Source organism: Odoribacter laneus YIT 12061, from assembly GCF_000243215.1.
GTDB lineage: Bacteria > Bacteroidota > Bacteroidia > Bacteroidales > Marinifilaceae > Culturomica > Culturomica lanea.
Genome location: NZ_JH594596.1, coordinates 502,921 through 527,830 on the forward strand (window position 1 = coordinate 502,921; position 24,910 = coordinate 527,830).

19 protein-coding genes are annotated in these 24,910 nt (G+C 43.5%); 6 read left to right on the top strand and 13 right to left on the bottom strand.

Annotated features, from left to right (window positions below; genetic code table 11):
• Positions 1-45: 45 nt before the first annotated feature.
• From HMPREF9449_RS02095 to HMPREF9449_RS02110, 4 genes are all read right to left on the bottom strand, one after another.
• On the bottom strand, positions 46-606 hold the full coding sequence (locus HMPREF9449_RS02095; protein ID WP_009135575.1) for an RNA methyltransferase: 561 nt from the start codon (positions 604-606) through the stop codon (positions 46-48).
• Between the two features lie 9 nt (positions 607-615).
• Positions 616-1,938 (bottom strand): tRNA (N6-isopentenyl adenosine(37)-C2)-methylthiotransferase MiaB, encoded by a 1,323-nt coding sequence (gene miaB, locus HMPREF9449_RS02100; protein WP_009135576.1) that lies wholly within the window; start codon positions 1,936-1,938, stop codon positions 616-618.
• Positions 1,939-2,092: 154 nt separating this feature from the next.
• The gene (locus HMPREF9449_RS02105; protein ID WP_009135577.1) at positions 2,093-3,601 is read right to left on the bottom strand and encodes an OmpP1/FadL family transporter; all 1,509 of its coding nucleotides are present in this window, start codon (positions 3,599-3,601) and stop codon (positions 2,093-2,095) included.
• Between the two features lie 27 nt (positions 3,602-3,628).
• Positions 3,629-5,119 (bottom strand): hypothetical protein, encoded by a 1,491-nt coding sequence (locus HMPREF9449_RS02110; protein ID WP_009135578.1) that lies wholly within the window; start codon positions 5,117-5,119, stop codon positions 3,629-3,631.
• Positions 5,120-5,506: 387 nt separating this feature from the next.
• Between HMPREF9449_RS02110 and proS the strand changes: the two genes are divergently transcribed.
• The 4 genes from proS (at position 5,507) to HMPREF9449_RS02130 (ending at position 11,780) form a co-directional block, all read left to right on the top strand.
• Positions 5,507-6,982, top strand: a complete 1,476-nt coding sequence (gene proS, locus HMPREF9449_RS02115; protein ID WP_009135579.1) for a proline--tRNA ligase — start codon at positions 5,507-5,509, stop codon at positions 6,980-6,982.
• A 119-nt stretch (positions 6,983-7,101) separates the two neighbouring features.
• Positions 7,102-8,322 (top strand): peptidase T, encoded by a 1,221-nt coding sequence (pepT, locus tag HMPREF9449_RS02120; protein WP_040611167.1) that lies wholly within the window; start codon positions 7,102-7,104, stop codon positions 8,320-8,322.
• Between the two features lie 26 nt (positions 8,323-8,348).
• The gene (gene mutY / locus HMPREF9449_RS02125; RefSeq protein WP_009135581.1) at positions 8,349-9,431 is read left to right on the top strand and encodes an A/G-specific adenine glycosylase; all 1,083 of its coding nucleotides are present in this window, start codon (positions 8,349-8,351) and stop codon (positions 9,429-9,431) included.
• A gap of 186 nt (positions 9,432-9,617) precedes the next feature.
• Positions 9,618-11,780, top strand: coding sequence for a bifunctional alpha,alpha-trehalose-phosphate synthase (UDP-forming)/trehalose-phosphatase (locus HMPREF9449_RS02130; protein ID WP_009135582.1), 2,163 nt, complete (start codon positions 9,618-9,620; stop codon positions 11,778-11,780).
• Between the two features lie 22 nt (positions 11,781-11,802).
• Here HMPREF9449_RS02130 and HMPREF9449_RS02135 read toward each other — a convergent pair whose 3' ends face one another.
• Positions 11,803-13,596: a glycoside hydrolase family 15 protein gene (locus HMPREF9449_RS02135; protein ID WP_009135583.1), complete on the bottom strand. Its 1,794-nt coding sequence runs from the start codon at positions 13,594-13,596 to the stop codon at positions 11,803-11,805.
• Positions 13,597-13,771: 175 nt separating this feature from the next.
• Here HMPREF9449_RS02135 and HMPREF9449_RS02140 point away from each other — a divergent pair, with 175 nt between their 5' ends.
• Both HMPREF9449_RS02140 and HMPREF9449_RS02145 read left to right on the top strand, forming a co-directional pair.
• Positions 13,772-15,355: a sulfatase family protein gene (locus HMPREF9449_RS02140; RefSeq protein WP_009135584.1), complete on the top strand. Its 1,584-nt coding sequence runs from the start codon at positions 13,772-13,774 to the stop codon at positions 15,353-15,355.
• A gap of 112 nt (positions 15,356-15,467) precedes the next feature.
• The gene (locus tag HMPREF9449_RS02145; RefSeq protein ID WP_009135585.1) at positions 15,468-17,009 is read left to right on the top strand and encodes a sulfatase; all 1,542 of its coding nucleotides are present in this window, start codon (positions 15,468-15,470) and stop codon (positions 17,007-17,009) included.
• Positions 17,010-17,119: 110 nt separating this feature from the next.
• On the opposite strand, the gene HMPREF9449_RS02150 is transcribed toward HMPREF9449_RS02145, so the two are convergent.
• From HMPREF9449_RS02150 to HMPREF9449_RS02185, 8 genes are all read right to left on the bottom strand, one after another.
• Positions 17,120-18,058 (bottom strand): alpha/beta hydrolase, encoded by a 939-nt coding sequence (locus HMPREF9449_RS02150; protein ID WP_009135586.1) that lies wholly within the window; start codon positions 18,056-18,058, stop codon positions 17,120-17,122.
• Positions 18,059-18,103: 45 nt separating this feature from the next.
• Positions 18,104-18,700 carry a YIP1 family protein gene (locus tag HMPREF9449_RS02155; RefSeq protein WP_009135587.1) on the bottom strand — a complete coding sequence of 199 codons (597 nt, stop codon included), beginning with the start codon at positions 18,698-18,700 and terminating at the stop codon, positions 18,104-18,106.
• Between the two features lie 10 nt (positions 18,701-18,710).
• Complete coding sequence (locus HMPREF9449_RS02160; RefSeq protein WP_009135588.1) at positions 18,711-18,974, bottom strand: DUF2089 family protein; 264 nt, start codon at positions 18,972-18,974, stop codon at positions 18,711-18,713.
• 329 nt (positions 18,975-19,303) lie between these two features.
• A complete protein-coding gene (locus HMPREF9449_RS02165; protein WP_009135589.1) occupies positions 19,304-20,014 on the bottom strand; it encodes an SOS response-associated peptidase in 711 nt (236 codons plus the stop codon).
• A gap of 171 nt (positions 20,015-20,185) precedes the next feature.
• Positions 20,186-20,662: an NADH-quinone oxidoreductase subunit NuoE gene (gene nuoE / locus HMPREF9449_RS02170; RefSeq protein ID WP_009135590.1), complete on the bottom strand. Its 477-nt coding sequence runs from the start codon at positions 20,660-20,662 to the stop codon at positions 20,186-20,188.
• 62 nt (positions 20,663-20,724) lie between these two features.
• Entirely contained in the window at positions 20,725-22,482 is a 1,758-nt protein-coding gene (locus HMPREF9449_RS02175; protein ID WP_009135591.1) for an NADH-dependent [FeFe] hydrogenase, group A6, read from the bottom strand.
• A gap of 60 nt (positions 22,483-22,542) precedes the next feature.
• The gene (locus HMPREF9449_RS02180; protein WP_009135592.1) at positions 22,543-24,333 is read right to left on the bottom strand and encodes an NADH-quinone oxidoreductase subunit NuoF; all 1,791 of its coding nucleotides are present in this window, start codon (positions 24,331-24,333) and stop codon (positions 22,543-22,545) included.
• A gap of 46 nt (positions 24,334-24,379) precedes the next feature.
• A complete protein-coding gene (locus tag HMPREF9449_RS02185; protein WP_009135593.1) occupies positions 24,380-24,775 on the bottom strand; it encodes a (2Fe-2S) ferredoxin domain-containing protein in 396 nt (131 codons plus the stop codon).
• Positions 24,776-24,910 lie beyond the last annotated feature (135 nt).

Sequence of the window (24,910 nt, forward strand, 5' to 3'; positions counted from 1 at the left end):
GCCTGGAGCCTGACAGCCGTCAATCTGTTCCGGGACGTCCCCGGTTTATTCCTCGGGCAGCCTGCAGATTCCTTTTATGTGGGGGTGGAGCAATTCCCAAAGCACGATACCGGCGCTGACAGAAATGTTGAACGAATGTTTGGTCCCGTATTGGGGGATTTCGATGCATCCTTCGGTTTCCTCTATTACTTCCTGTTGAACTCCTTTTACTTCGTTGCCGAATATCAGGGCGTATTTTTCTCCCGGGAGGAGGGAAAAGTTTTCCAAGGATACGCTGTTTTCCGCCTGTTCCACTGCGTAAATTTTATAGCCTTGTGCTTTTAAGGCGTTGACCACGGGGAGGGTTTCTTTGCTGTATTCCCAGGCCACGCTGTCTTCGGCCCCCAAGGCCGTTTTATGGATTTCCCGGTTGGGCGGAGTGGCGGTGATACCGCATAGGTAGATTTTTTCTATCCGGAAAGCGTCGGATGTGCGAAAAACTGAACCCACATTGTTCAGGCTGCGAACATTGTCCAGGAGGAGAATAACAGGCATCTTAGACGCTTTCTTAAAAGCTTCCGGACTTATCCGGTGGAGTTCTTCATTCTGAAGTTTTTTGTTTTTCATAAAAAATTTTTAAACGAGTTCTCCGATTAAAGTGGCCGAGGTGCAATCTTTGACTTTCACCTGTACAAATTCGCCTATCCGGGTACTGGTGGAAGGGAATACGATCACTTTGTTCTGGCTACTGCGTCCGAACATCTCGTCCGGACTTTTTTTGGAAACTCCTTCTACCAGAACTTCGAATGTCTTTCCGATGTCTTTGCGGTTGCTTTCGAGCGACCAGCCAATTTGCAAATCGATCAGTTCCTGAAGCCGACGTCCTTTGGTCTCTTCGTCGATATTATCCGGTAGCCGTTTGGAAGCCACTGTTCCGGGACGTTCGGAATATTTGAACATATAGGCCAGATCGAATTTCACTTCTTCCATCAGGGAAAGAGTCTCCCGGAAGTCGGTTTCATTTTCGTTATGGAATCCGACGAATACGTCGGTAGAAATACCGCAGTCCGGAACAATTCTCCGGATCGCTGCAATCCGGTCGAGATACCATTCCCGGGTATATTTCCGGTTCATATTTTTTAATACCGAATTACTTCCCGATTGTACGGGTAAGTGAATGGCTTTACAGATATTGGAATGACGGGCTATTGTTTCCAGTGTTTGATCGCTCATGTCTTTGGGGTGGGAAGTGGCGAAACGGATACGCATAGAAGGTACGGTACGGGCAACCAGCGCCAGTAAGGCCGGAAAATCTACGGTCGTACTTTCGTCTTTATAGCAATAAGAATTGACATTTTGTCCCAGAAGGGTCACTTCTTTATATCCCCGTTTCTGCAAATCCATGACTTCACTCACGATACTGTGAGGGCTGCGACTGCGTTCTCTTCCCCGGGTATAGGGGACGATGCAATAAGTACAAAAATTATTGCATCCGCGCATGATAGAGACAAAGCCGGAAATCGACGTTTCGTCTATGCGGGAAGGGCAGATGTCTTTGTAAGTTTCGGTTTCGGAAAGTTGAATATTGATGGCTTTTTCCCCCCGGCTTGCTTTTTCGATTAATAGCGGTAAGTCCATATAAGCATCCGGTCCTACGATGATATTGACATTTTTCTCCTGTTCGAACAGTTTTTCTCCCAATCGTTCTGCCATACATCCCATTACGCCGATTAACAGATGGGGATTTTGTTTTCGGACTTCAGAAAATCCCTGTACCCGTCCCCTCACTCTTTGTTCTGCATTTTCACGTACGGAACAGGTGTTTACCAGGATAATGTCTGCTTCGTTTCTGTCTTTTATATGTTCGTATCCCTTGGCGGTCAGAATGGCGGCTACCACTTCACTATCCGCTACATTCATCTGGCAACCGTATGTCTCGATATAGAATTTTTTCCCCATAAAAAATATTACTTTTGAAAGAACAAAAGTAATATTTTCAAAAGGATATATTTTTAAAAACGGTAAACTTTAGCTGCTTTTTTGCAAAATATTCATTTTAAATGTTTAGAAAACCCATTTTTAGCGGTAAACTTGTAAAGAGTCGTCCCTATGCTTAAAATTTCATACCGACGGATACTTTTGCGATGTGATTGTTGTATTTGTTGTCGATGGGTTCTGCAAGGACGTCGTATTCCGGATCCACATCGTAATAACTGTAAAAACGGGTGATGTCTTTGGAAAATTTATAAACATAAGCTGCATCACAGTAGAATTGACCGAAATTTAAGCCAAAGCCGCAGGATAGCGTCTGTATTTTGTTCAAATCTTTATTATCTTTGTAAGGACTGGCATAGAAAGAGTACCCGCCCCTTACGCTGACCATACTATTTATCCGGTATTCCGCCCCTAATCTGAAATTGTGGGTAGAACGCAGATATTCTTTAATCAGGTTGTTTACACCACTGCCATCGGGTTCATAATAATCATATCCGTCTATTCCGTTTTTTAAGCGGGCAGAGCTGTAATTCACATATTCGTAGTCGAAGCTGAGAATCGCTTTTTGCTGAATTACGCCGGCAACACTCAAAATGGCTTTCCAGGGTGTTTTAAGATCGTAATCGTATTTATAGGAGGTTGAACTGGGATATTCTGTCACTCCATTTACGGGGAATTTGTATTTGGTAAGCATTCCGCTATCATACGTATCGGTCATGGAATAGTAGGTTGGGGTGTGTATCGTTGCCCCCAGACGTAATTCGGGAATCGGACGGTAAATAACTCCGAATTTAAAGTTTGTTCCTACTCCGGTTGTTTTCAGGCGTTCCTCAAAATTGAAATATTCCAGTTCATAAGGATTATCTTGGTCCGGGGTTTCAGTATACAAAGATCTCATTTTGTAATAAATATTCTGCAGCCCGATAGTGATTCCCAGGTACAGTTTATCTTTATAGTTCGTACCAAAAGAAAAAGCGTATTCTCCTTGATAACCGTCTTCTTTTATGATTTTTGTCTGATTTGCTCCGATGATGGCGGGTTCGTAATAAGGATTGTCCTTATTTTCATTATCGGAAAGGATATAATTACTTTGGATTCCCATCCATTGCAGGTCGTTGAAGTAATCTTCCAGATTTGCTGTCGGGTTTTGGTTGAGGACGTAGGCTATCAATCCGTTTATATCCTGTGCCAGATACTGGGAAAAAGAGTTCGGGGCATTGGGAATAGCTTGTGTCGTATGCCGGTTAAAATTGTTCATATTGGTGTAGTTGATCCCAAAGTTGATACCTTTCCAATCGAAATTGGGATTGTATAAAGAAATAACGAATCCGATATCCCCCAATTGGAAGGAATTATCATGTGCCGTTTGTCCGCCGGATTTGGTATTTCCGAAATCCGGGGAAAGGGTCATACTGACTTCCGATTTCCGGAACACACCTATGCCCGCTGGGTTTACGTTTAAAGTCGATATATCGCCTCCCAGAGCTCCGAACGCTCCACTCATGGCTGCCGAACGGGCTGTGCCAAGGGGAAGGGTTCTGGAAAATCTCAATACGTCGGCATCGCTCTGTGCAAATGCAATGCCGGAAGTTAAAAATAAAGCAATAAAGATATATAACTTTTTCATGGCATTAGGACTGTTTCATTATACTTATTATCTTCTTCCTCCCGAACGTTGGGTCGATCTGGATGGGCTAACCGATCTGTTGGTTCCGGTAGAACGGGAAGGAGAAACGGATGTACTTCGTGTCGGCGTTCTTTGGTAACTGCCACTGCTTCTGGAAGGTGAAGTGGAGCGGTTACCGTTATAACTCGGCCGGTAGTTGTTATACGAACGGTTATAAGTCCGGGTTGTACTGCGATTGATACTGTTATTCGTATTCGGTCTTACATTTGGCCGGGTGTAGCGGTTCGTTCCGGTAGAACTGTTACTTGGGCGTGTATACCGGTTGGTACCTGTGGAAGAATTCCCTGGACGGGTATATTTGTTTGTCGGCCGGCTGATGTTATTTGTCGGTCGGGTAGTACCGGGCCTTGTCGTGACAGACGGTCGCGTTGACGTACCTGTCGAAGGCCGTACATTTACTCCTGTGGAAGGTCTGGACGTACTGTAGTTCGGCCGGTTTTGTATTCCTTCGGGACGGGTTGTCACGTTTGGTCGGTTTATGGAAGTATTGGGACGTCCTGTCACATTTGGCCGTGTACTCGTTCCCGGCCGATGGTTCGGCCGTAAACCAATGGAACCGCCTCCGTAATTGGGCCGTAAATTGCCGGGTCGTTGTGCAGGAGGATTCCAGCCCGGATGATTTCCGCCTCCCCAGTGTGGTGGGTGATGCCAATGCGGATGTCCCCAACCCGGGTAGTATCCCCACCATGGATCGTACCAGCCGCTCCAATAAGGATTGTACCAGCCATTGTACCAAGGACGGTAAAAACCAGAATTCCAGCCTAAACCAAAGCTCCAACCCGGACTTCCCCAGCCGATATTCAATCCGAAATTAAACTGACTGTCGAACGCGATGACGTCGTAGCTCGGATTATCCCATACAACTGTCCAGATGTATTGGGGATAAGTCCCGAATAAAAGAGAGGAGTAGAGTTTAACATTTGTATAGGACGGGAACCACCAGTAACGGCCGTTATCCGTGTACACATTCCAATCCGGACTAAAGGATAAGTTCAGAGCAATTTCTTCTCCGTTCGCGATATAACCGAATCCATCCGGATAACGGGCGATAATCCGGGCTGCTTCCCTTAAATCGCTGTCGCTTCCTTTGAAACCTCCAATCCAATAACCGGTATTTTCATAGAGCACTTCATTGACTTCTTCCGATTCGGCTAACCGTTGTTGAGCCCGGGAGGTCAGGGAGCCTGTCGTGATTTCTTCTGTTGTGCCTTGCTGACGATTGATGATAACCGCACTATTCTCCGTGGTAAAATTACCCGAAGCGGGAGCGTACTGACGATTGCCCGAAGATAAGGGAATATTCTGTCCGGTAATATTTTCTACTTCTTGCATCATAAGCGGTTTACTGCCGGGAACAAAATATATATCGTCTTCTATCGTGCTGTTCAAGCTACGGGTTGAAGAACACGATGAAAATAGGATAGTCGAAACTAAAATGATATAGAAAATGATTTTCATGTCATATTTGTTTAGTTGTTTTTATAAATCTATCAAAAAGCGTACCAAATTCCCGAGAATTGGTCTTTCTCCTTTTAGAATTAGACTGTCTCTAGCCTAAAAGGTTTAGCAGGAACTGAGGTAAAACATGACAATTCTGTCTGCCGGAATTTATAAAATCTGCCGAAAGTGATCTGGGCATTTATTGCGTACAGACTGTTTTTATAATGTGTTTTATCCTCTCCTTTTTTTACGGAAGAGGAAGAATATAGGGGGAACGTTGTTTTCCGTGTTTTATAAACTCCTCAGCTGAATATTTTATTCTCAGCTCTGTAAAAATAGTCATTTCCGATCATATATCTTAGTTTTTTGCTTAAATTTGCAGCTGTTTTATCAAAAAATAAGAAGATGGCCAAGTTTTTAACATCAAGAAATGAAGATTATTCTCAATGGTATAACGAATTAGTGACCAAGGCAGGTTTGGCAGAGCCGGCTGCTGTAAGAGGATGTATGGTAATTAAACCATACGGATATGCAATTTGGGAAAAGATGCAGCATCAATTGGATCAAATGTTTAAGGATACCGGGCATGTAAATGCTTATTTCCCCTTGCTGATACCGAAATCATTCTTTTCGAAAGAAGCTGACCATGTAGAAGGATTTGCTAAGGAATGTGCTGTGGTGACCCATTATCGGTTGAAAAACGATCCCAATGGAAAAGGAATCGTGGTGGATCCGGAAGCAAAATTGGAAGAAGAATACATTATCCGGCCGACGTCGGAGACTATTATATGGAATACCTATCGCAATTGGATTCAGTCCTACCGGGATCTGCCGATCCTTTGTAACCAGTGGGCTAATGTCATGCGTTGGGAAATGAGGACCCGGATGTTTTTGCGTACGGCGGAATTTTTATGGCAGGAAGGTCATACCGCCCATGCTACGAAAGAGGAAGCGATTGCAGAAGCCAATAAAATGGTAAGGGTATATGCTGAGTTTGCAGAGAAATGGATGGCTGTGCCGGTAATTATGGGCTCTAAAAGTGAAAGCGAACGTTTTGCGGGAGCCTTGGATACCTATACCATTGAAGCTCTGATGCAGGATGGAAAGGCTTTACAAGCTGGAACGTCTCATTTCCTGGGACAAAATTTTGCAAAAGCCTTTGACGTATTGTTTACCAATCCAGCCGGAGAGCGGGAGTATGTGTGGGCTACCTCTTGGGGTGTTTCTACCCGTTTGATGGGGGCTTTGATTATGGCTCATTCGGATGATAACGGTTTGGTGTTGCCGCCGAAGTTAGCTCCTTTACAGGTGGTGATTGTACCGATTTATAAGAGTGCTGAAGGATTGGAACAAATCACTAAACAGGTAAGCAGTATTGTCGAAGCTTTGAAAGCCAAAGGTATTACAGTTAAATACGATGACCGGGATACTCAGAAGCCGGGCTGGAAGTTTGCCGACTACGAATTGAAAGGTGTTCCTGTACGTTTGGCAATGGGGGAACGGGATTTAGCCAATTGTACCATAGAAGTGGCCCGGCGGGATACCCTCACCAAAGAAACTTTACCTCTGGAAGGAATTGTGGAATATGTAGAGAAATTACTGAATGATATTCAAGAAAATATTTATCGGAAGGCATTGAGTTTCCGCGATAATATGATCACGAAGGTCGATACCTACGAAGAGTTTAAAGAATTGTTGGAAACGAAAGGGGGATTTTTCCTTTGCCATTGGGATGGAACGCCTGAGACAGAGGAGAAGATCAAGGCCGAGACGAAGGCGACGATCCGCTGTATTCCTTTTGACAGTCCCGAGGAAGAGGGAAAATGCATGGTGACAGGAAAGCCTTCTCACCGCAGAGTTTTAATCGCAAAAGCGTATTAATTGATAAAAATCCGGCTATCGTTTTCCGGCTGAATATTTTTTCGGCTGGAAAGCAGGCCGGAATACTTGTCCTTTTCAATGCCTCTGGCATTATCAGCAGAAACAGAATCATTCTTTTTATGTCGGTTACTGAACGTTTTTTGAAATATGTCCGATACGACACTCAGTCGGATCCGGCTTCGGAGACATTTCCTAGTACTCCGGGACAATTGTCATTTGCGCGTGTACTGGCTACGGAGATGAAGGAGCTGGGACTACAGGAAGTCCGGATTGACGAATACGGTTATCTGAGCGCTTATCTGCCGTCGAATGCCGATCGGGAGGCTCCCGCTATCGGATTTATTGCACACTTGGATACAAGTCCGGATCTGAGCGGAAAAAATGTAAATGCTCAGTTGATCAGGGAATATACGGGAAATAATATTGTTTTGGATAAAAAGGACGATATTGTTTTAACACTGGAGGATTCCCCGGAATTATCCAATTATGTGGGGCAGGACCTGATTGTAACGGACGGACATACGCTGCTGGGAGCGGACGATAAAGCGGGAATTGCCGAAATACTGACGGCCGTTGAATATTTGCAGGATCATCCGGAAATAAAGCACGGAAAAGTTTGTATTTGCTTTACGCCGGATGAAGAAATCGGAAGGGGTACCGATCATTTCGATGTCCGAGGCTTCGGAGCACGCTTTGCTTATACTTTGGATGGAGGAGAAATAGGAGGATTGGAATACGAAAATTTCAATGCTGCACAAGTCGAATTGGTTTTTAAAGGGAGGAATACTCATCCGGGCTATGCTAAAAATAAAATGGTAAATTCTATTGCCATTGCCAATGATTTTTTAAACAGTCTTCCTAAAAAAGAAATTCCGGAACTTACTTCCGGATACGACGGTTTTTTCCATGTGGTTTCGATAAAGGGGAATGTGGAAGAAACGATAATGAAGATATTGATCCGGGATTTTGACCGGGAACGTTTTGAATGGAGAAAAAGTACTGTAGAAAACGGAGTAAGAGATTTTTCTAAAAAATATGGCTTGAATATTGAGTTGGAAATAACCGATCAGTATTACAATATGAGGGAAAGAATTGAGCCCGTCCGGTTCATTGTAGATATTGCCCGGCAAGCCATGGAGGAGGTAAAAGTGAAACCGCGTATTTCTCCTATCCGGGGAGGAACAGACGGGGCTAATTTGTCGTATATGGGATTGCCGACCCCTAATTTGTTTACGGGAGGCCATAATTCCCATAGCCGATATGAATATATTCCGGTTCCTTCTATGGAACGGGCTGTGGACGTGATCGTGAAAATTATAGAACTTTGTGTAAAAATATAGAGCGTAATAAGGGAGAAGGTCGGGGCATGAAACCGGATGGGGAAGGAGAAATCCAGTGGAGAGAAATGTTAGAGGACTGGTATCAAAAACATGGCCGGGAATTACCCTGGAGAGAGACCAAAGATCCTTATTTAATCTGGATTTCTGAAGTTATTTTACAACAGACCCGGGTAGCTCAGGGATTGGATTATTTCCGGCGGTTTGTAGAGCGTTTCCCGGACGTTTTATCACTGGCTGAAGCAAAAGAAGATGAAGTTTTAAAATATTGGCAGGGATTGGGTTATTATAGCCGGGCCCGGAATTTGCATGCAGCAGCCCGGGATATTCGGGATCGTTTCGGGGGAAAATTTCCGGAAACGTATGAAGCCGTCCGGTCCCTGAAAGGAATTGGAGAATATACGGCAGCAGCTATTTGTTCTTTTGCCTGGGATCAGCCTTATGCGGTGGTCGACGGGAATGTCTACCGGGTTTTGTCGCGGGTGTTCGGGATTGATATCCCTATCGACAGCCCGAAAGGAAAAAAGTTTTTTGCCGACTTTGCCGGACAATTATTGGATAAAAATCAACCGGCTTTATACAATCAGGCCATTATGGATTTCGGAGCTGTGCAATGTGTCCCCAAATCTCCGGCTTGTTTATTTTGTCCCTTGCGTGACCGCTGTGTGGCTTTGGCAACCGGACAAATTGACCGCTTACCTGTCAAAGAGGGAAAAACAGTCGTAAAACCCCGTTATTTTAATTATTTTCATATCCGTTACGGAGAAAACTGCCTTTTGGTTCAACGTACAGCAAAGGATATCTGGCAGAATTTGTACGAATTTCCTTTACTGGAGACGGATGAGGACAAAGGATTGGAAGCGCTTGTTTTACTACCGGAATTTAAACATTTGTTTGAAAATGTTGGGGAAATAGAGATTGTTGCCCCGGGAGTATCTTTTAAACATATCCTTTCCCACCGGATTATCTATGCCCGTTTTTATGAGATAAAAGTAGAAAAATTATCAACTGTTTTACAACGATATTTGTTGGTCCCGGAAGTTTCTTTTGAAAAATATGCCGTTTCCCGTTTGATGAGTCTTTATTGGGAACAACGGGAAAATAAAATTTGAATATTCAGAAGAGAGGAAGAGTTGACATTTTATGTCTGATTAACATTTCGCTGATGATAAACCAAAAGTTCTGATGAAAGGGTAATAAAATTCCGGGGACCTTATTCGTTTTTCCCTTTTAAACATTCGAACTTCGTTCCCGTATACAGAGAGGAATAGCGTAAAATAAGATGGAGGAGAAAAGGGATGAGGCTTTTTATAATTTCGAACAGATTACCGCTAAAGGCTCAAAGAGTGGGGAAGGAATTCCGATTTTCACGCAGTGAGGGGGGCTTGGCCACAGGTTTGGATTCTTTGGAGATGTCTGTAGAGAAATATTGGATTGGCTGGCCGGGCCTGTATACAGAAAATGAAGGGGAAAAGGAGAACATACGTCTTTATTTGGAAAAATTTCATTTTTTCCCGGTATTCCTTTCTTCCAGACAGATACACGATTATTATGAAGGATATAGCAATAGCACCGTATGGCCGCTCTGTCATTACTTTTTTTCCTATGTGCAATACGATCGTAGTTTCTGGCAGGCTTACCGGGAAGTAAATCAGTTGTTTTGTGAAGTCGCCGTTTCCCTGATTCGAGCCGACGATATGGTGTGGGTGCAGGACTATCAGTTGATGTTACTACCCGCTATGTTGAGAACGTATTTTCCTGCCGTCAGCATCGGATATTTTCATCATATTCCTTTTCCTTCTTATGAATTGTTCCGGGTTTTGCCTGAAAAAGCGGATGTTTTAAAGGGATTGCTGGGAGCAGATCTGATTGCTTTCCATACTCACGATTATATGCGACATTTCAGTATTGCCGTCCAGCGGGTTTGTCACCTGAATTTCCGTTTTGGAGAAGTACGGTTGCTCAACCGTATCGTGCATGCTGATGCTTTTCCGATGGGGATTAATTATCGATTGTATTACGACAGTATATTGAGACCTGAAGTGGAACGTGCCTTATACCAGCTTAGTCAGAATCTGGGAAGGTATAAATTGATCCTGACTGTGGACCGTTTGGATTATAGCAAAGGAATTTTACACCGGTTAAAGGGGTTCGAACTTTTTTTGGAAAAGCATCCGGAATACTGGGAAAAAGTATCTTTGGTAATGATTATTGTGCCTTCCCGGGATCAGGTTAAGAAATATGCCGATTTGAAGATGAAAATGGAAGAAATGATCGGAACGATTAATGGAGAATATGCTACTCTAAACTGGACTCCGATTCATTATTTTTATCACGGGTTTCCCTTTGAAGAATTGGTGGCTTTGTATCATCTGGCTGATATTGCTTTGGTGACCCCTTTACGGGATGGGATGAATTTGGTTGCCAAAGAATATGTGGCAGCTAAACGGGAACGACCGGGTATATTAATATTAAGTGAAATGGCCGGAGCGGCTATCGAATTGCCGGAAGCACTTCTGATCAATCCGAATGATATCAATGAAATTGAAAGAGCTATTTGTAAGGCACTTCAGATGCCGAAACAGGAACAGCTGAAAAAATTGCGGAGGATGCAGCAGGTTATATCCCGGCAAACTGTGAATAAATGGGCTGCCGATTTTGTTGCCGGGCTGCAGAATATTCGCCGGAGAAACGATGTTTTGGGTCGGAAATTGATTGGGGCTGATTTAAAAGCCTACTTTCGGACTGTTTATGCGAAAGCGTTGCACCGATTGATTATGTTGGATTACGACGGTACGTTGGTGGGTTTTGCAGAGGAACCTCAAGAAGCCCTGCCCCATACAGAAGTCTATGAAGTATTGGAGGCTTTGGTTGGCGACTCCAGGAATAAAGTTGTGATTTGCAGCGGAAGAGATCTGGATACCTTGGAGCGATGGTTCGGGCATTTGTCTTTGGAAATCGCTGCGGAACACGGAGCGTTTTATAAAACACAGGGAAAATGGTTGCAAAATGTACACGGAGAATTGTGGAATGAGGAAATTCTCAATCTGTTGCAACAGATAATTGATAAAACTCCCGGTTCTATGCTGGAAATTAAACGGACTTCAGTCGTATGGCATTACCGGAATGTGAATAATTGGTTGGCGGGTGTACGGGAAAAGCAATTAATCGATTCCTTAAGGAGACCCTGCGAGCAGTTGGGCTTACATATTATGCGCGGAAATAAAATTGTCGAGATTAAATCCCCGGCTTGTACAAAAGGGGCGGTCGTTCGGAAATTATTGGAAAAGGAACACTACGATTTTATGATGGCTATAGGAGATGATACGACGGATGAGGATATGTTTGAGGCTATGCCTGCTGATGCGGTGACGATAAAAATAGGAGAATTGTCGGACAATGCCCGTTATAATCTTGCAGAACAATCGCAGACCTTGCCTTTTCTGAGGGCCTTGCTGTAGAGAGGGGCAAATTGCTGAACCCTTAAGGCATTAAAAATTTGGAAGCAGGTATTTCCTGGGAAAATAAAAGGGCGGAATTGATGAGGGACAGGTGGGAATAGGCTTGGGGAATATTGCCGAGCAATGTTTTGGTGTCGAAATTTAAATCTTCACTGAATAAACCCACAGAATTGGAATAGGTGATTACCCTGTTAAAAATTTTCTGGGCTTCTTCTTTTTCTCCGATGACGTATAAAGCCCGGATCAACCAGAAAGTGCAGATGGTAAAAGCAGAGGAGGGTTTCCCAAAATCATCGTGAGCGGTATAACGATACATTAAGCCTTTATGATAAAGAGCCCTTTGCACAGCTTTTACTGTTTTTTGATAATGAATATCCTGGGCCGAGATAAAACCGTATTTTTCCATAAGTAATAAAGAAGAGTCGAATTCCAGATTATCGTAAGCCTGAGAAAAACTTTGCAATTCTTCTTTCCACCCCTTTTCCATGACATCCTGATGGATTAAGGCAGCTTCTTTTTCCCAACGTTCGGCATATTTTTTCTCGTTGAGGATTTTGGCAATTTCATAAGCCCGGTTCAGGGCTACCCAGCACATCACTTTGGAGAAGACGAAATGTTCTTTTCGGTTGCGGATTTCCCAGATCCCTTCGTCCGGTTTTCGCCAATCCTGCATAACGGTGTAGGCGATAATTTTTACAATCGCCCATACTTCTTCCACTTCATCCTGCGTGCCGGGACAAAAACGATAATACTTATAAATGACATCCATCAGATAACCATAAGAATCGTTTTGTTTTTGATTGTACGCTCCGTTCCCAATACGGACAGGACGGGAATTTTCAAAACCGGTAAGATCAGGCAATATCACTTCAGTCAGTATTTTTTCACCCCGGATGCCATACATAATCTGAAAGTCTCCGTATTCGGACTTGATAATCCGGCGAATGAAGCCGATAAATCGTTTGGCTCCTTCTTTGTGGCCTGTCTCCAATAAGGTTTCAATTGACATGGAAGCATCCCGCAACCAACAGAAACGGTAGTCCCAGTTGCGGACTTCTCCTATCGTTTCCGGAATACTGGTGGTGACGGCTGCCAGGACTGCTCCGGTATATTGAAAAGACAGGAGCTTCAAGGTAAGCATACTGCGTGTGATCAGATCGTTGTAAAGGGTGTAGTTTTTGGAACGGTTGTTCCAGTTCAGCCAATAGACTTTTGTCCTCTCAAATTCCAGGTAAGTGAGTTCAAAATTTACCGGAATGAGTTTTTGGTGGGCAGAAAGTAAGATGTATTCGTTTTGAGTAAGCGTAAATTCTTCTCCTTGCTGTATGGCTGTCAGGGGAAATCGGGAATAAAGATAGATGGCTTTGTTTTCGTCTGTTTTAGCATAAGATTTGATATATTTTCCCGTGTTGTCGTGTATCACCGGATCCCGGGCGTAATTGGGAGCCGGCTGGTAAAGAATACGGAATTTCGGAGCTCCGTGAATATAGCGGATATAACGGTAAATTTCAGGTGCCATGTAATAGTCGTGATCGGACGTTTTATAACGGGGCATAAAATCCAAAACTTCGAAACAATCTCCTTCTCGCTTGTAAAGAGTGGAGAGGATATTGGTATTGTCCAGGTATTGCTGAGAGATGCTGTAATCGTCTGATACAATCAGCTTACAACAACCTCCCTTTTCTTCATCCAGAATCCGGGCGAAAACCGAAGGCGAGTCAAAATCAGGAAAACAACACCAATCGATGCTTCCTTTAGCTGATATCAATGCTGCTGTACGGCAATTCCCGATGATTCCATAGTCTAACGTTTTCATCTCCTTCTATTCATCTGTCCTTGTACTACTGTTTTAGCTGTCTTTTTGTTTCATTTCTGCTTTTTTAGCTTTTAAAAGGGGAGAAATTTCAAATCTTAAGACCGAGATGTAAACTATTTTAAGTAATTTTTTTAATTTTGGAAGCTGTCTTTTGTAAAAATCTAAATGCGAAATCATGGTAACTACTTACTCTTATCTTTTACCTTTAGCGGGCTTGGTTACTTTACAAAGCTGTCATTCCGGTGCCCGGAAAAGTAATAAGGACGCTAAACCTTTGAATATAGTGTATATTATGACCGACGATCATGCACAACAGACAATGAGCTGTTATGATAAGCGGTATATTCATACGCCGAACTTAGACCGGATAGCCGCAGAAGGGGTAAGGTTTACAAATAGTTTTGTCTGTAATTCCCTGTCTGGTCCGAGCCGGGCCGTATTATTGACCGGTAAACACAGTCATAAGAACGGTTATACCGATAATACGGAAGGAGCCTTGTTTAATGGAGAACAACAGACTGTCCAGCAATTGTTACAAGCGGGAGGATATCAGACCGCTATGATTGGAAAATGGCATCTGGGAAGTACTCCGACTCATTTTGACTATTGGACGATTTTGCCGGGACAAGGAGAGTATTATAATCCCGATTTTATCACTCCGGAGGGGAAAATCCGTCGGGAAGGGTATGTGACAGATATTATTACGGATATGGGAATTGATTGGCTGCGGACCAAACGGGATAAGACAAAACCATTTTGTCTGTTTGTACACCATAAAGCGATACACCGGAATTGGATGGCTGATACGTCGGATCTGGCTTTGTTTGAAGACAAGACTTTTGATCTGCCTGCCAATTTCTGGGACGATTATGAGGGCAGAATAGCGGCTGGAAAACAAGAGATGAGTATCGATAAAGATATGACATTGATATACGATCTGAAAATGCTGGACAATCAGGTGGAAGATCATTACCGGACGTTGTATGTACGAAAAAACGATACGCTGGGGACTTACGGACGAATGAATACAGCGCAAAAAGCAGCCTGGAATCGTCATTATCAGCCGATTATTGAGCAATTTAAAAAAGCGAAATTGAAAGGAAAAGAGTTGGCGGCATGGAAATACCAGCGCTATATGCGGGATTATCTGAAGGTCGTGAAATCTTTGGACGATAATGTGGGAAAGTTGCTGGATGAATTGGAAAAAGAAGGATTATTGGAAAATACGCTGGTAGTATATGCTTCGGATCAGGGATTTTATATGGGAGAACACGGTTGGTTTGACAAACGTTTTATGTACGAGGAATCTATGAGAACCCCCTTGATTATGCGGCTTCCGAAAGGATTTAATCGCAGAGGGGATATTCCGCAATTGGTACAAAATATCGATTATGCTCCGACTTTTCTGGATTTGGCGGGTTTGCCTATTCCCGACGATATGCAAGGGGTGTCCTTGTTACCTTTATTAAGAGGAGAAAATCCGGCTGACTGGCGAAAATCTTTGTATTATCATTATTATGAATACCCGGCTGAGCATGCAGTACGCCGGCATTATGGTGTACGTACGGAACGTTATAAGTTGATCCATTTTTATCAGGATATCGATAGTTGGGAACTTTTTGATTTGCAGGAAGATCCAATGGAAATGCACAATTTATACGGGCGGCCGGGTACGGAGGACCTTACCCGGGAATTGAAGACGGAATTGGAACGTCTGCAGCTGCAATACGATGATCCTATCCGGAGTTTGAATAATTAAAGGAGAGGTGTCGAATGGTTCAGAAGGTTTGAAGGATTTAGATGGATAAAGTCGGTATTATTCCGTAGCAAGGGCGGATGCCTTTGTGAATAGGAGTGTAAATATAAAGAATATGGATAAAAGATTGTGGCTATCTTTGGCGGTAGCTTCCTGGACTGGCTTGGAAAGTGTACAGGCGGCTCAACCGGAACAGCGTCCGAATATTATTCTGTTTTTGGTCGACGATATGGGCTGGCAGGATACCTCGGTTCCGTTTTGGAAACAACGCACTTCTTCAAATGAGAAGTTTGAGACACCTAATATGGAACGTTTGGCTGCACAAGGAATGAAGTTTACTCAGGCTTATGCCTGCAGTGTTAGTTCGCCCAGTCGTTGCAGTTTGTTTTCAGGGATGAATGCAGCCCGGCATCGGGTGACGAATTGGACTTATCCGAAAAATAAAACGACCGATCAGAAAAGCGACGTTTTACTGTTGCCCGAATGGAATATGAACGGGATTTGTCAGGTAGCAGGGATCGAGCATACCTGCCAGGTGACTTCTTTGGCGCAGGTTTTGAAAGATAACGGTTATCATACGATTCATTGTGGGAAAGCCCATTTCGGAGCCTTGAATACCCCCGGAGAAAGTCCTTATCACATGGGATTTGAAGTGAATATAGCCGGTCATGCGGGGGGTGCACCTACCTCTTATTTGAGCGAAGAAAATTATGGGAACCGAACGGACGGTAAACCCAATCCCTGGTTTGCCGTACCCGGTCTGGAGCACTATTGGGGAAAGGATGTATTTTTGTCCGAAGCACTGACCCTTGAAGCAAAAAAAGCGTTGGATAAAGCCCGTCAGTATCATCAGCCTTTTTTCTTATATATGGCTCATTATGCCGTACATGTGCCGATTGATAAAGACCGGCGTTTTTATCAGAAATACCTGGATAAAGGCCTCAGTCCCAAAGAAGCAGCTTATGCCTCTTTGGTGGAAGGCATGGATAAAAGTCTGGGGGATTTGATGGATTATCTGGAGAAATATCAACTGGCGGATAATACTATTATTTTGTTTATGTCGGATAACGGAGGATTGTCTGCCGAACCGGCATGGAGGGATGGAGAATTGCATACTCAGAATGCTCCTTTGAATAGTGGGAAAGGATCCGCTTATGAAGGAGGAATCCGGGAGCCCATGATTGTAAAATGGCCCGGAGTGACAGCAGCCGGAACGATTTGTGAGAAACCCTTAATTATTGAAGATTTCTATCCGACGATTCTGGAGATGGCCGGCATAAAACAATATAAAACAGTTCAAAAAATTGATGGCGTAAGCTTTATGCCGTTGCTGAACCATACCGGAGACCCCTCGGAAGGACGTGAGTTTTATTGGAATTTTCCAAATTTATGGGGAAATACGGGACCCGGAATCGGTGCTACAGCTACCATACGCAAAGGAGATTGGAAGCTGATTTATTATTATGAGAGCGGGAGGAAAGAATTGTTCAATATCCGGGAGGATATAGGGGAATCCCGCAATTGTGAGGAGCAGTATCCTAAATTAGTGAAAAAGCTATCGAAGCGGCTGGGAAATTATTTGCGAAAAGTGAAAGCTCAGCGCCCTGCTTATAAAGCAACGGCTAGCCCCGTACCTTGGCCGGATGAAGTGCGATGAGGAGAAAAGAATGCGATTGAAATTTCGGATGATTAAGGGGGAAAGAATTTGAAGAAAACCGGAAGTTGAGTAAGAGAAAGCATTTTCCCGGTACAACTTCCGGTTTTATTTTACTTTTTAATAAAACGAATGATCATTTCTCCAAGTTGTGTGTTCAAAGGAAGAGCTGGATTATTATAAACTTGGTCTATTTGAGCGAATTTATCCAGAGTGTTGCAGTCTTTCATAACGTGACTCATACCCTGGATAATGTGTTTCTCTGCTCGGGGATAAGCTTTTGCCAGAGCTTCGGCATCCTCTACAGAACATTGAATGTCGTGATCTCCCTGCAAAATCAAAACCGGAATGTGTAAACGGCTGATTTCTTCACAGGGATTGTATTTAAAACAGGAAATCAGATACGGTTGTACGGACGGACGGAAAAGCGAATATAACAGGGGAGAGGGATTGGCTACGGTATCACCCTTTTCTAATTTGTCGATAATCGGCATACAAAGATCGATGACGGGTTGGGGCTGAGAGGCTAATTGCCTTCGGAGCAGATCCGACATCCTTTCTCCGCTTCCAGCTATGGAGATAAATTGAGAGATTGTAGGATTATCGATAGCAGCTAACATACCTATCAGAGAACCTTCGCTATGCCCGGCCAGGATAATTTTGGTAAATCCCTTATCCTTTTTTAAAAAATCACTCCAGGCTTTGACATCTTTTACATAGTCTTCTAAACGGAGGACTGATTCTTCTTTACCGGCAGCTGCGCTGGCAGAGATTCCGCGTTTGTCGTACCGTAAAGAGGCGATTCCGTTTTTTGCCAGTAATTCGGCCAGCATCTTTAATGAATTATTGGTCATCAGAGGATTATTCCCGTTCCGGTCGGTTGGGCCAGAACCGGCAATGAGAAGGACAACCGGAAGATTGTTATTTCGCTCGGGAGTGAGCAGGGTACCGTAGATGTCTCCGGTCGGCGTTTGTAGCACAACTGCTTCTTCCTGTGCCATTAGATTAGAAAGCCCCAGATACAGTAAGAGAGAAAAAAGAATGATTTTCATAAGTTCCGGATTTAAAAGTGAAGATGGAAATTGTTTTAAGAATGTTTATGTATATAACAAATGAATGAGGTATACGGCGACAATATCTCCCAGAATGACCGATAGGGTATAAGCGATACCGAGACGTGTACTTTTAAGGTTACAGGAAATTTTCAGCGCTTTGAACATCCAGATTAAAGTCCAGATCAGAAATAAAAGAGAGATGAGAAGGAGAAGTAGACCGCTGATGGTTGCTGACTGAGAAAACCATTCCGGGGTAAGGTCGGAAGGTTGAATGTGTATTATATGCTGTACGGCAGGAAAAAATCCGAAAATACCGATACCCAGGAGCGGAAGCTGAGCAAAGGCTGTCGTCCCCCAGACATCAATTATTCTTATTTTTGAACGGGAAAGCAGTCGTCCCCAAAGGTAAAAAAGGAAAGCTGGTATAAGCCAGATAATCAGATGCTCTGCAAAAATGACCCCGAAAGCATCTGTGGGAGCCGGACCGATGTGAAGTAAACCTTGAAAATGCAGATCTGTCAGCCAGCAGAAAAGAGAATTCAGACAAATTCCTGCCAATCCAATTCCAAGAGCTGCAGCTCCTGCAATCCGTAAAAAAGGATTTTGTAATTTTTTCCAAAAAGTAAGTTGTTTTTCCATAAGAGAGAATTTAGGCTAGTTTTTCAATCAAGTCGTCTAGTAAATTGCGTACTGTAGGATAACTTAGGTTTAGGGTCTTAGCCATTTCTTTAAGACTTCCGCCTGCCTTTATGAAATCAATCACGAAATTTTGTTCTTTCTCTGATAAACGGCTTAAGGGGGGAAGCAGGAAAGAGCCGCATACTTCTGTATCACATTGTTCACAATAGAGCTTACTTACTTTTAAAGGGGCATTACATCCCGGACACTGTACAGGCAATTTAGGCATATTCATCGTATCTTTTTTATTATATGTACAAATATAGATAAATAATTTATAATATTCAACTTTAATTGAATATTATTTATTTGTAATTGAATAATATTTATTTTTTACTTATTTAAATGAAGATAATGCACCTATAATTTCTCCTCTTACACATTAGGGACGTGCCCTAATGTGTAATTTATAGGAAAGCTAAGAAAAGTTTTTCTATTTTCTTTATCCTCTTAGGGGAAAATCGAGGTGTATAAATTCTTTTCGATTCACCGAGGTTGGCGATGGTCTTCTTCGGTAAGATAATTTCTAAAAATTACACGTTAGGGCACGTCCCTAATGTGTAATTAGGAGGAGGGGGAAAGGGGTTTGATGGCTGTGGGGTCGTAGGGAGATTTTTGGAGAAAATGATTGTCGATAACATAAGCTTCCATGCGATCGGAATCAAAAGGTTGCAAAAATTCTTCGATGGCAGGGCGGTTGAGTTCGGGGTAAAGCCATTTTTCTTCTTCTTCCTTATAGAGGAGGACAGGCATACGGAAATTAGTATTGTGGATACAACGCATCAATTCATTGGCTGCTGTGGTGATGATGGAAAATGTGTAAAGGGTTTGGCGGGTTTGCGGATGTTGCCATTCGGAATAAATACCGGCCATAGAGAATATTTCCTCGTCTTTTACGTAAATAAAATATGGAATTTTTTTCCCTTTTTCATGCCTCCAGTCAAACCAGCCAGTAGAGGGAATCAAGCAGCGTTTGCTTGTGACGGAGCTACGGAAAGAAGGTTTGTCGAAAATACTTTCTGCCCGGGCATTATAAGTTTTGGTGCGAATAGAGGCGGCATCTTCTTCTGTTTTTGCCCAGAAAGGGATGAGTCCCCACCGATACAATTGGATTTCGGACGAAGCTGTAATCACCGGATAGAGGGGGTTATTAAAAGCGGAAATGTGGTATAAGTTCTCAGCACATTCTGTTTCTGATTCGGAAAAATTGAGCTTGCGTTGATAACGGTTTGCCAATTGTTTCGCTTTTTTAGTCATCGAATTGTGAAAACACATGGGCATAAAATTTAGTGATCATGGGGCATCTTAAATCCTTCTTTATTATTACGATCGTTGCCGGAAAAGAGTTATTTCGGTTCAATAAATTTTTGATCACTGTGTTTTTGGCCTGTTTGAATGCATTAAATTATAAAAAGAAAGCTGCCGTTTCCGGCAACTTTCTTATGATTAATCCAGTTCTTTCAGAATTTTTTCGACATCCCCGGGAACGATGCGGCCGTACACTTTTTCTCCGATCAGGACTACGGGGGCTAACCCGCAGGCTCCCACACAACGTAGGCTGGAGAGGGAATACTTCCCGTCGGAGGTAGTTTCTCCGACATTGATTCCCAGAACCCGTTTAAATTCGTCCAATACTTTTTCGGCACCTCTGACATAACAAGCCGTACCCATGCATACGGAGATGGGATGTTCTCCTTTGGGAGTCATAGTAAAGAAGGAGTAAAAGGTAACGACTCCGTATACTTTGGAAACCGGAATACCCAGTTGGCGAGCGATGATTTCCTGTACTTCCCGCGGCAGATAGCCGAAAGTATCCTGTGCCTTATGAAGTATATTGATCAATTCTCCGGGCTGATTTCCGTATGCTTCGCATAATTTTATCAGCTCATTGACTTTGTTTTCAGATAATTTGATTTCTGACATAGTATAATGTATTTAACAAAGAGCAGGTTCCGGCTTTAACCGGACCCTTTTCTTCTTTCTTTTTAATTACTTTTATTGAAATAATGGGTATGGAGCAGATGATGGGCTTTTTCACTCATCGGTTTACCCAGATATTCTTCGTAAAGTTTTAGTATATATGGATTTTCATGGGATTTCCGCAGTGGTTTATTCCGATCTTCTTCGTACAATGCATGCGTACGGGCTTTCAATAACTCGGAATTCCCATGATGGAGTGGCTGACCGCCACCACCGATGCATCCGCCGGGGCAAGCCATAATTTCAATGGCATGGAATTCGGATTTTCCCTCTTTAATTTCATTCAGTAGTTTTCGGGCATTTCCTAAACCGTGAGCGATGCCTACGTGCAATTCCACTCCGTTTAAGCGTACAGTGGCCTTTTTAATGTTATCCAATCCCCGTACGGCTTCAAAATCTACTTTTTCCAGTTTTTGTCCGGTATACAGTTCGTATGCTGTTCTCAAGGCAGCTTCCATAACGCCCCCTGAAGCTCCGAAGATGACGCCTGCACCGGTAGATTCACCTAAAGGTTGGTCGAAATCCTCTTCCGGCAGACTGTTAAAATCGATATTGGCCCGTTTAATCAAGGAAGCCAGTTCCCGGGTAGAAATGGAGTAATTCACATCCGGGTCGTCGTTTACCTTGAATTCATCCCGTCCGCATTCGTACTTTTTAGCCAGACAAGGCATGATGGAAACGACGATAAGGTCTTCCCGGGGGATACCCATTTTTTCTGCCCAGTATGTTTTGGCAATAGAGCCGAACATTTGTTGAGGGGAACGGGCTGTGGAAGGGATATCCAGCATATCCGGGAATTGGTGTTCAAAGAAATTTACCCAAGCCGGGCAGCAGGATGTCAGTATCGGCAGCCGTACATTCTTATCTCCATTCAGGTATGCTGTGAGGCGGTTCAGTAATTCCGTTCCTTCTTCCATGATCGTCAGGTCGGCTGCGAAATCGGTATCGAATACTTTGGCAAAACCTAATTGGCGAAGGGCTGCGGCCATTTTTCCGGTAACGGAAGTACCGGCAGGAAGGCCGAATTCTTCTCCTAAAGCGGCCCGGACGGCAGGGGCGGTTTGTACGATAACGGTTTTCCGTGGGTTGTTCAAGTCGTTGATCAGCCGGTTGGTATGGTCCATTTCCGTCAAAGCTCCTACGGGACAAACGGCAACACACTGACCGCAGAAAGTACATTCTGAGGTGGTGAGTGGTTGTTCGAAGGCCGGAGAAATGATAGCGGAAAATCCTCGGTTTATCGCTCCGAGTGCTCCGACCGTTTGTACTTCGTTGCACATCATCTCACACCGACGGCAGAAGATACATTTATTCATATCCCGGATCAGAGAGGGAGAGGTTTCTATTTTGTAAGTACTTTGTTCGCCGGCAAATGGAATCTCTCTGATTTTCAATTTTACAGCCAGGCTTTGCAAATCACAATTTCCGGATTTCGGACAGATCAGGCAGTCGTTCGGATGGTCGGACAAGATCAGTTCCAATACAGTTTTTCGTGCATTTAGTACCCGCAGTGTACTGGTATGTACCTTCATCCCATTTTCGCAGCGGGTGGCACAGGCCGGGGCCAGATTTCTCCGGCCTTCAATTTCGACTACACACATACGGCAGGATGCCGGAAGATTCGTAATACACATATCCTTCAGGTTCATGTAGCACAGTGAAGGAATATTTATGCCCACGCCTCTTGCAGCCTCGAGTACAGTGGTGCCCCGGGGTACTTCTACGGTGTGGTGATCTATTTGTAATGTTATATTTGGTTCCATAATTTTTTATCTCCTAGTCAATGAGTATATCCCTCTAAATCGGTTAGCTTCACCCTACTTTTATACAATGCTTATTGCTTTGAATTTACATTTTTCCATACAGGTACCGCATTTGATACATTTCGAGGAATCGATGAAATGGGTTTCTTTGCGTTCTCCGATAATGGCATCTACCGGACAATTCCGTGAGCATAGCGTACAGCCGACGCATAATTGCGGATCGATGCGGAAAGAAAGTAAAGCTTTACATCTGCCTGCCGGACATTTATGGTCTTGGATATGGGCGACATATTCATCGTAAAAATTTTCAAGCGTGGAAAGTACCGGGTTAGGAGAAGTCTGTCCCAGTCCGCAGAGAGCGGTGTCTTTAATGACTTTACTCAGATTGCGAAGCATTTCCAGATCTTCCAGGGTGCCTTTACCTTCCGTAATCCGGGTCAGTATTTCCAGCAAGCGTTTGTTGCCGATCCGGCAGGGAGAACATTTTCCGCAGGATTCTTCTACGATAAATTCCATATAGAATTTGGCTACGGCCACCATACAATCGTCTTCATCCATTACAATCATACCTCCGGAGCCCATCATAGAGCCAGCGGCGATCAGGTTGTCGAAATCGATGGGAGTATCGAGGTGTTTTTCTGTCAGGCAGCCCCCGGAAGGTCCTCCGGTTTGGACGGCTTTAAACTTCTTTTCGTTTTTAATGCCGCCGCCGATTTCATAAATCACTTCCCGGAGGGTGGTGCCCATAGGTACTTCGATCAAACCGACGTTATTAATTTTACCGGCCAGAGCAAATACTTTGGTCCCTTTGGATTTTTCTGTTCCGATTTTATTAAACCAGTTAGCGCCCCGGGTAAGAATTACCGGTACATTAGCTAGTGTTTCCACATTATTGACATTGGTCGGTTTGTGCAGATAGCCGGATTCGGCCGGGAAGGGAGGTTTCATGGTGGGTTCGCCTCTTTGGCCTTCCATCGAATGAATGAGAGCTGTTTCTTCTCCGCACACGAAAGCACCTGCTCCGTAGCGGATTTCTATGGTAAAATTAAAACCGGTATTCAGGATATTTTCTCCCAACAGTCCGTATTCTTCAGCTTGCCGGATCGCGATCCGAAGCCGCTCGATAGCCAGGGGATATTCTGCCCGGATATATACCAGTCCTTTGCTGGCACCGATACTATAACCGCAAATGGCCATGGCTTCAATGACGGAATGGGGATCACCTTCCATTATGGAACGGTCCATAAAAGCACCCGGGTCTCCTTCATCTGCATTACATACGACATACTTTTGGTCGGCTTGGTATTTCCGGGCAAATTCCCATTTCAGGCCGGTAGGAAAACCGCCCCCCCCTCTTCCTCTCAGGCCGGAAAGTTTTATTTCCTGTATTACTTCTTCCGGGCTCATCTCAGAGAGACATTTAGCTAGGGCTGCATAGCCATCCCGTCCGATATATTCTTCAATATTTTCAGGATTGATAAATCCGCAATTCCGTAAAGCGATACGTAATTGTTTTTTATAAAATCCCATGTGTTTGGAATCGCTGACAGCTGCTTTTTTCTCGGGATCTTTATACAGTAATCTTTCTACCTTGCGTCCTTTTATAATATGTTCATTGATAATTTCTTCTGCATCTTCGGGTTTTACCTGTACGTAAAAAGTATTGTCCGGCATAATCTTTACAATCGGCCCTTTCTCGCAAAAGCCGAAGCAGCCGGTTGCAATGACCTGCACTTCATCTTCCAGATTACGTTCTTTGAGGCATTCCTCCATTCTATTGATGATGCTCTTGCTCGAAGAAGCGCGGCAACCCGTACCCCCGCACACAAGAATATGCATTTTATAATTCATAAGTAACGGTATTATTAGTTCTCAATTTCAATACGTGTTCAATATTTTAGTCTCCTATGGTTTCATAATTAACGGGGATGATGCCTTCCACCAATTCGTCGTGCTTCAAATATTTTTGAATAATTTCTTCTGCTTTTTCACAATTTACATGCCCGAACACCAGGGGATCTTTTCCCGGCTTGGTAATTTCCACTGTAGGTTCTGCGAAGCAATATCCCATGCAGCCGGTTTGAGTAACCACTGCTGAAATTCCGTTTTCTTCCAGATGATTCAAAAAATAATTCATGGTTTCTTTGCTGCCGGCTGCGATACCACAAGTAGCCATAGCTACCTTTATTTGAATCATACTTTCAGGGTGTTCGCTTTTTTCTCGTAAATCTATTTTAGCTTGTACATTGTCCCTGATTTTTTTCAGGTCAGCTAACGTTTTTATTTTTTCCATAATTTGTCATTTAAGCCTCCAGGGCAATATAAGAAGTGGTTTTGTTGATAAATTCTATTTTAGAATACATATTTCTTTCCTCGGATTTTCGGACGTTTTTTATTTGCTTCTTTTTTATTCCGAAAACGTTTTCAG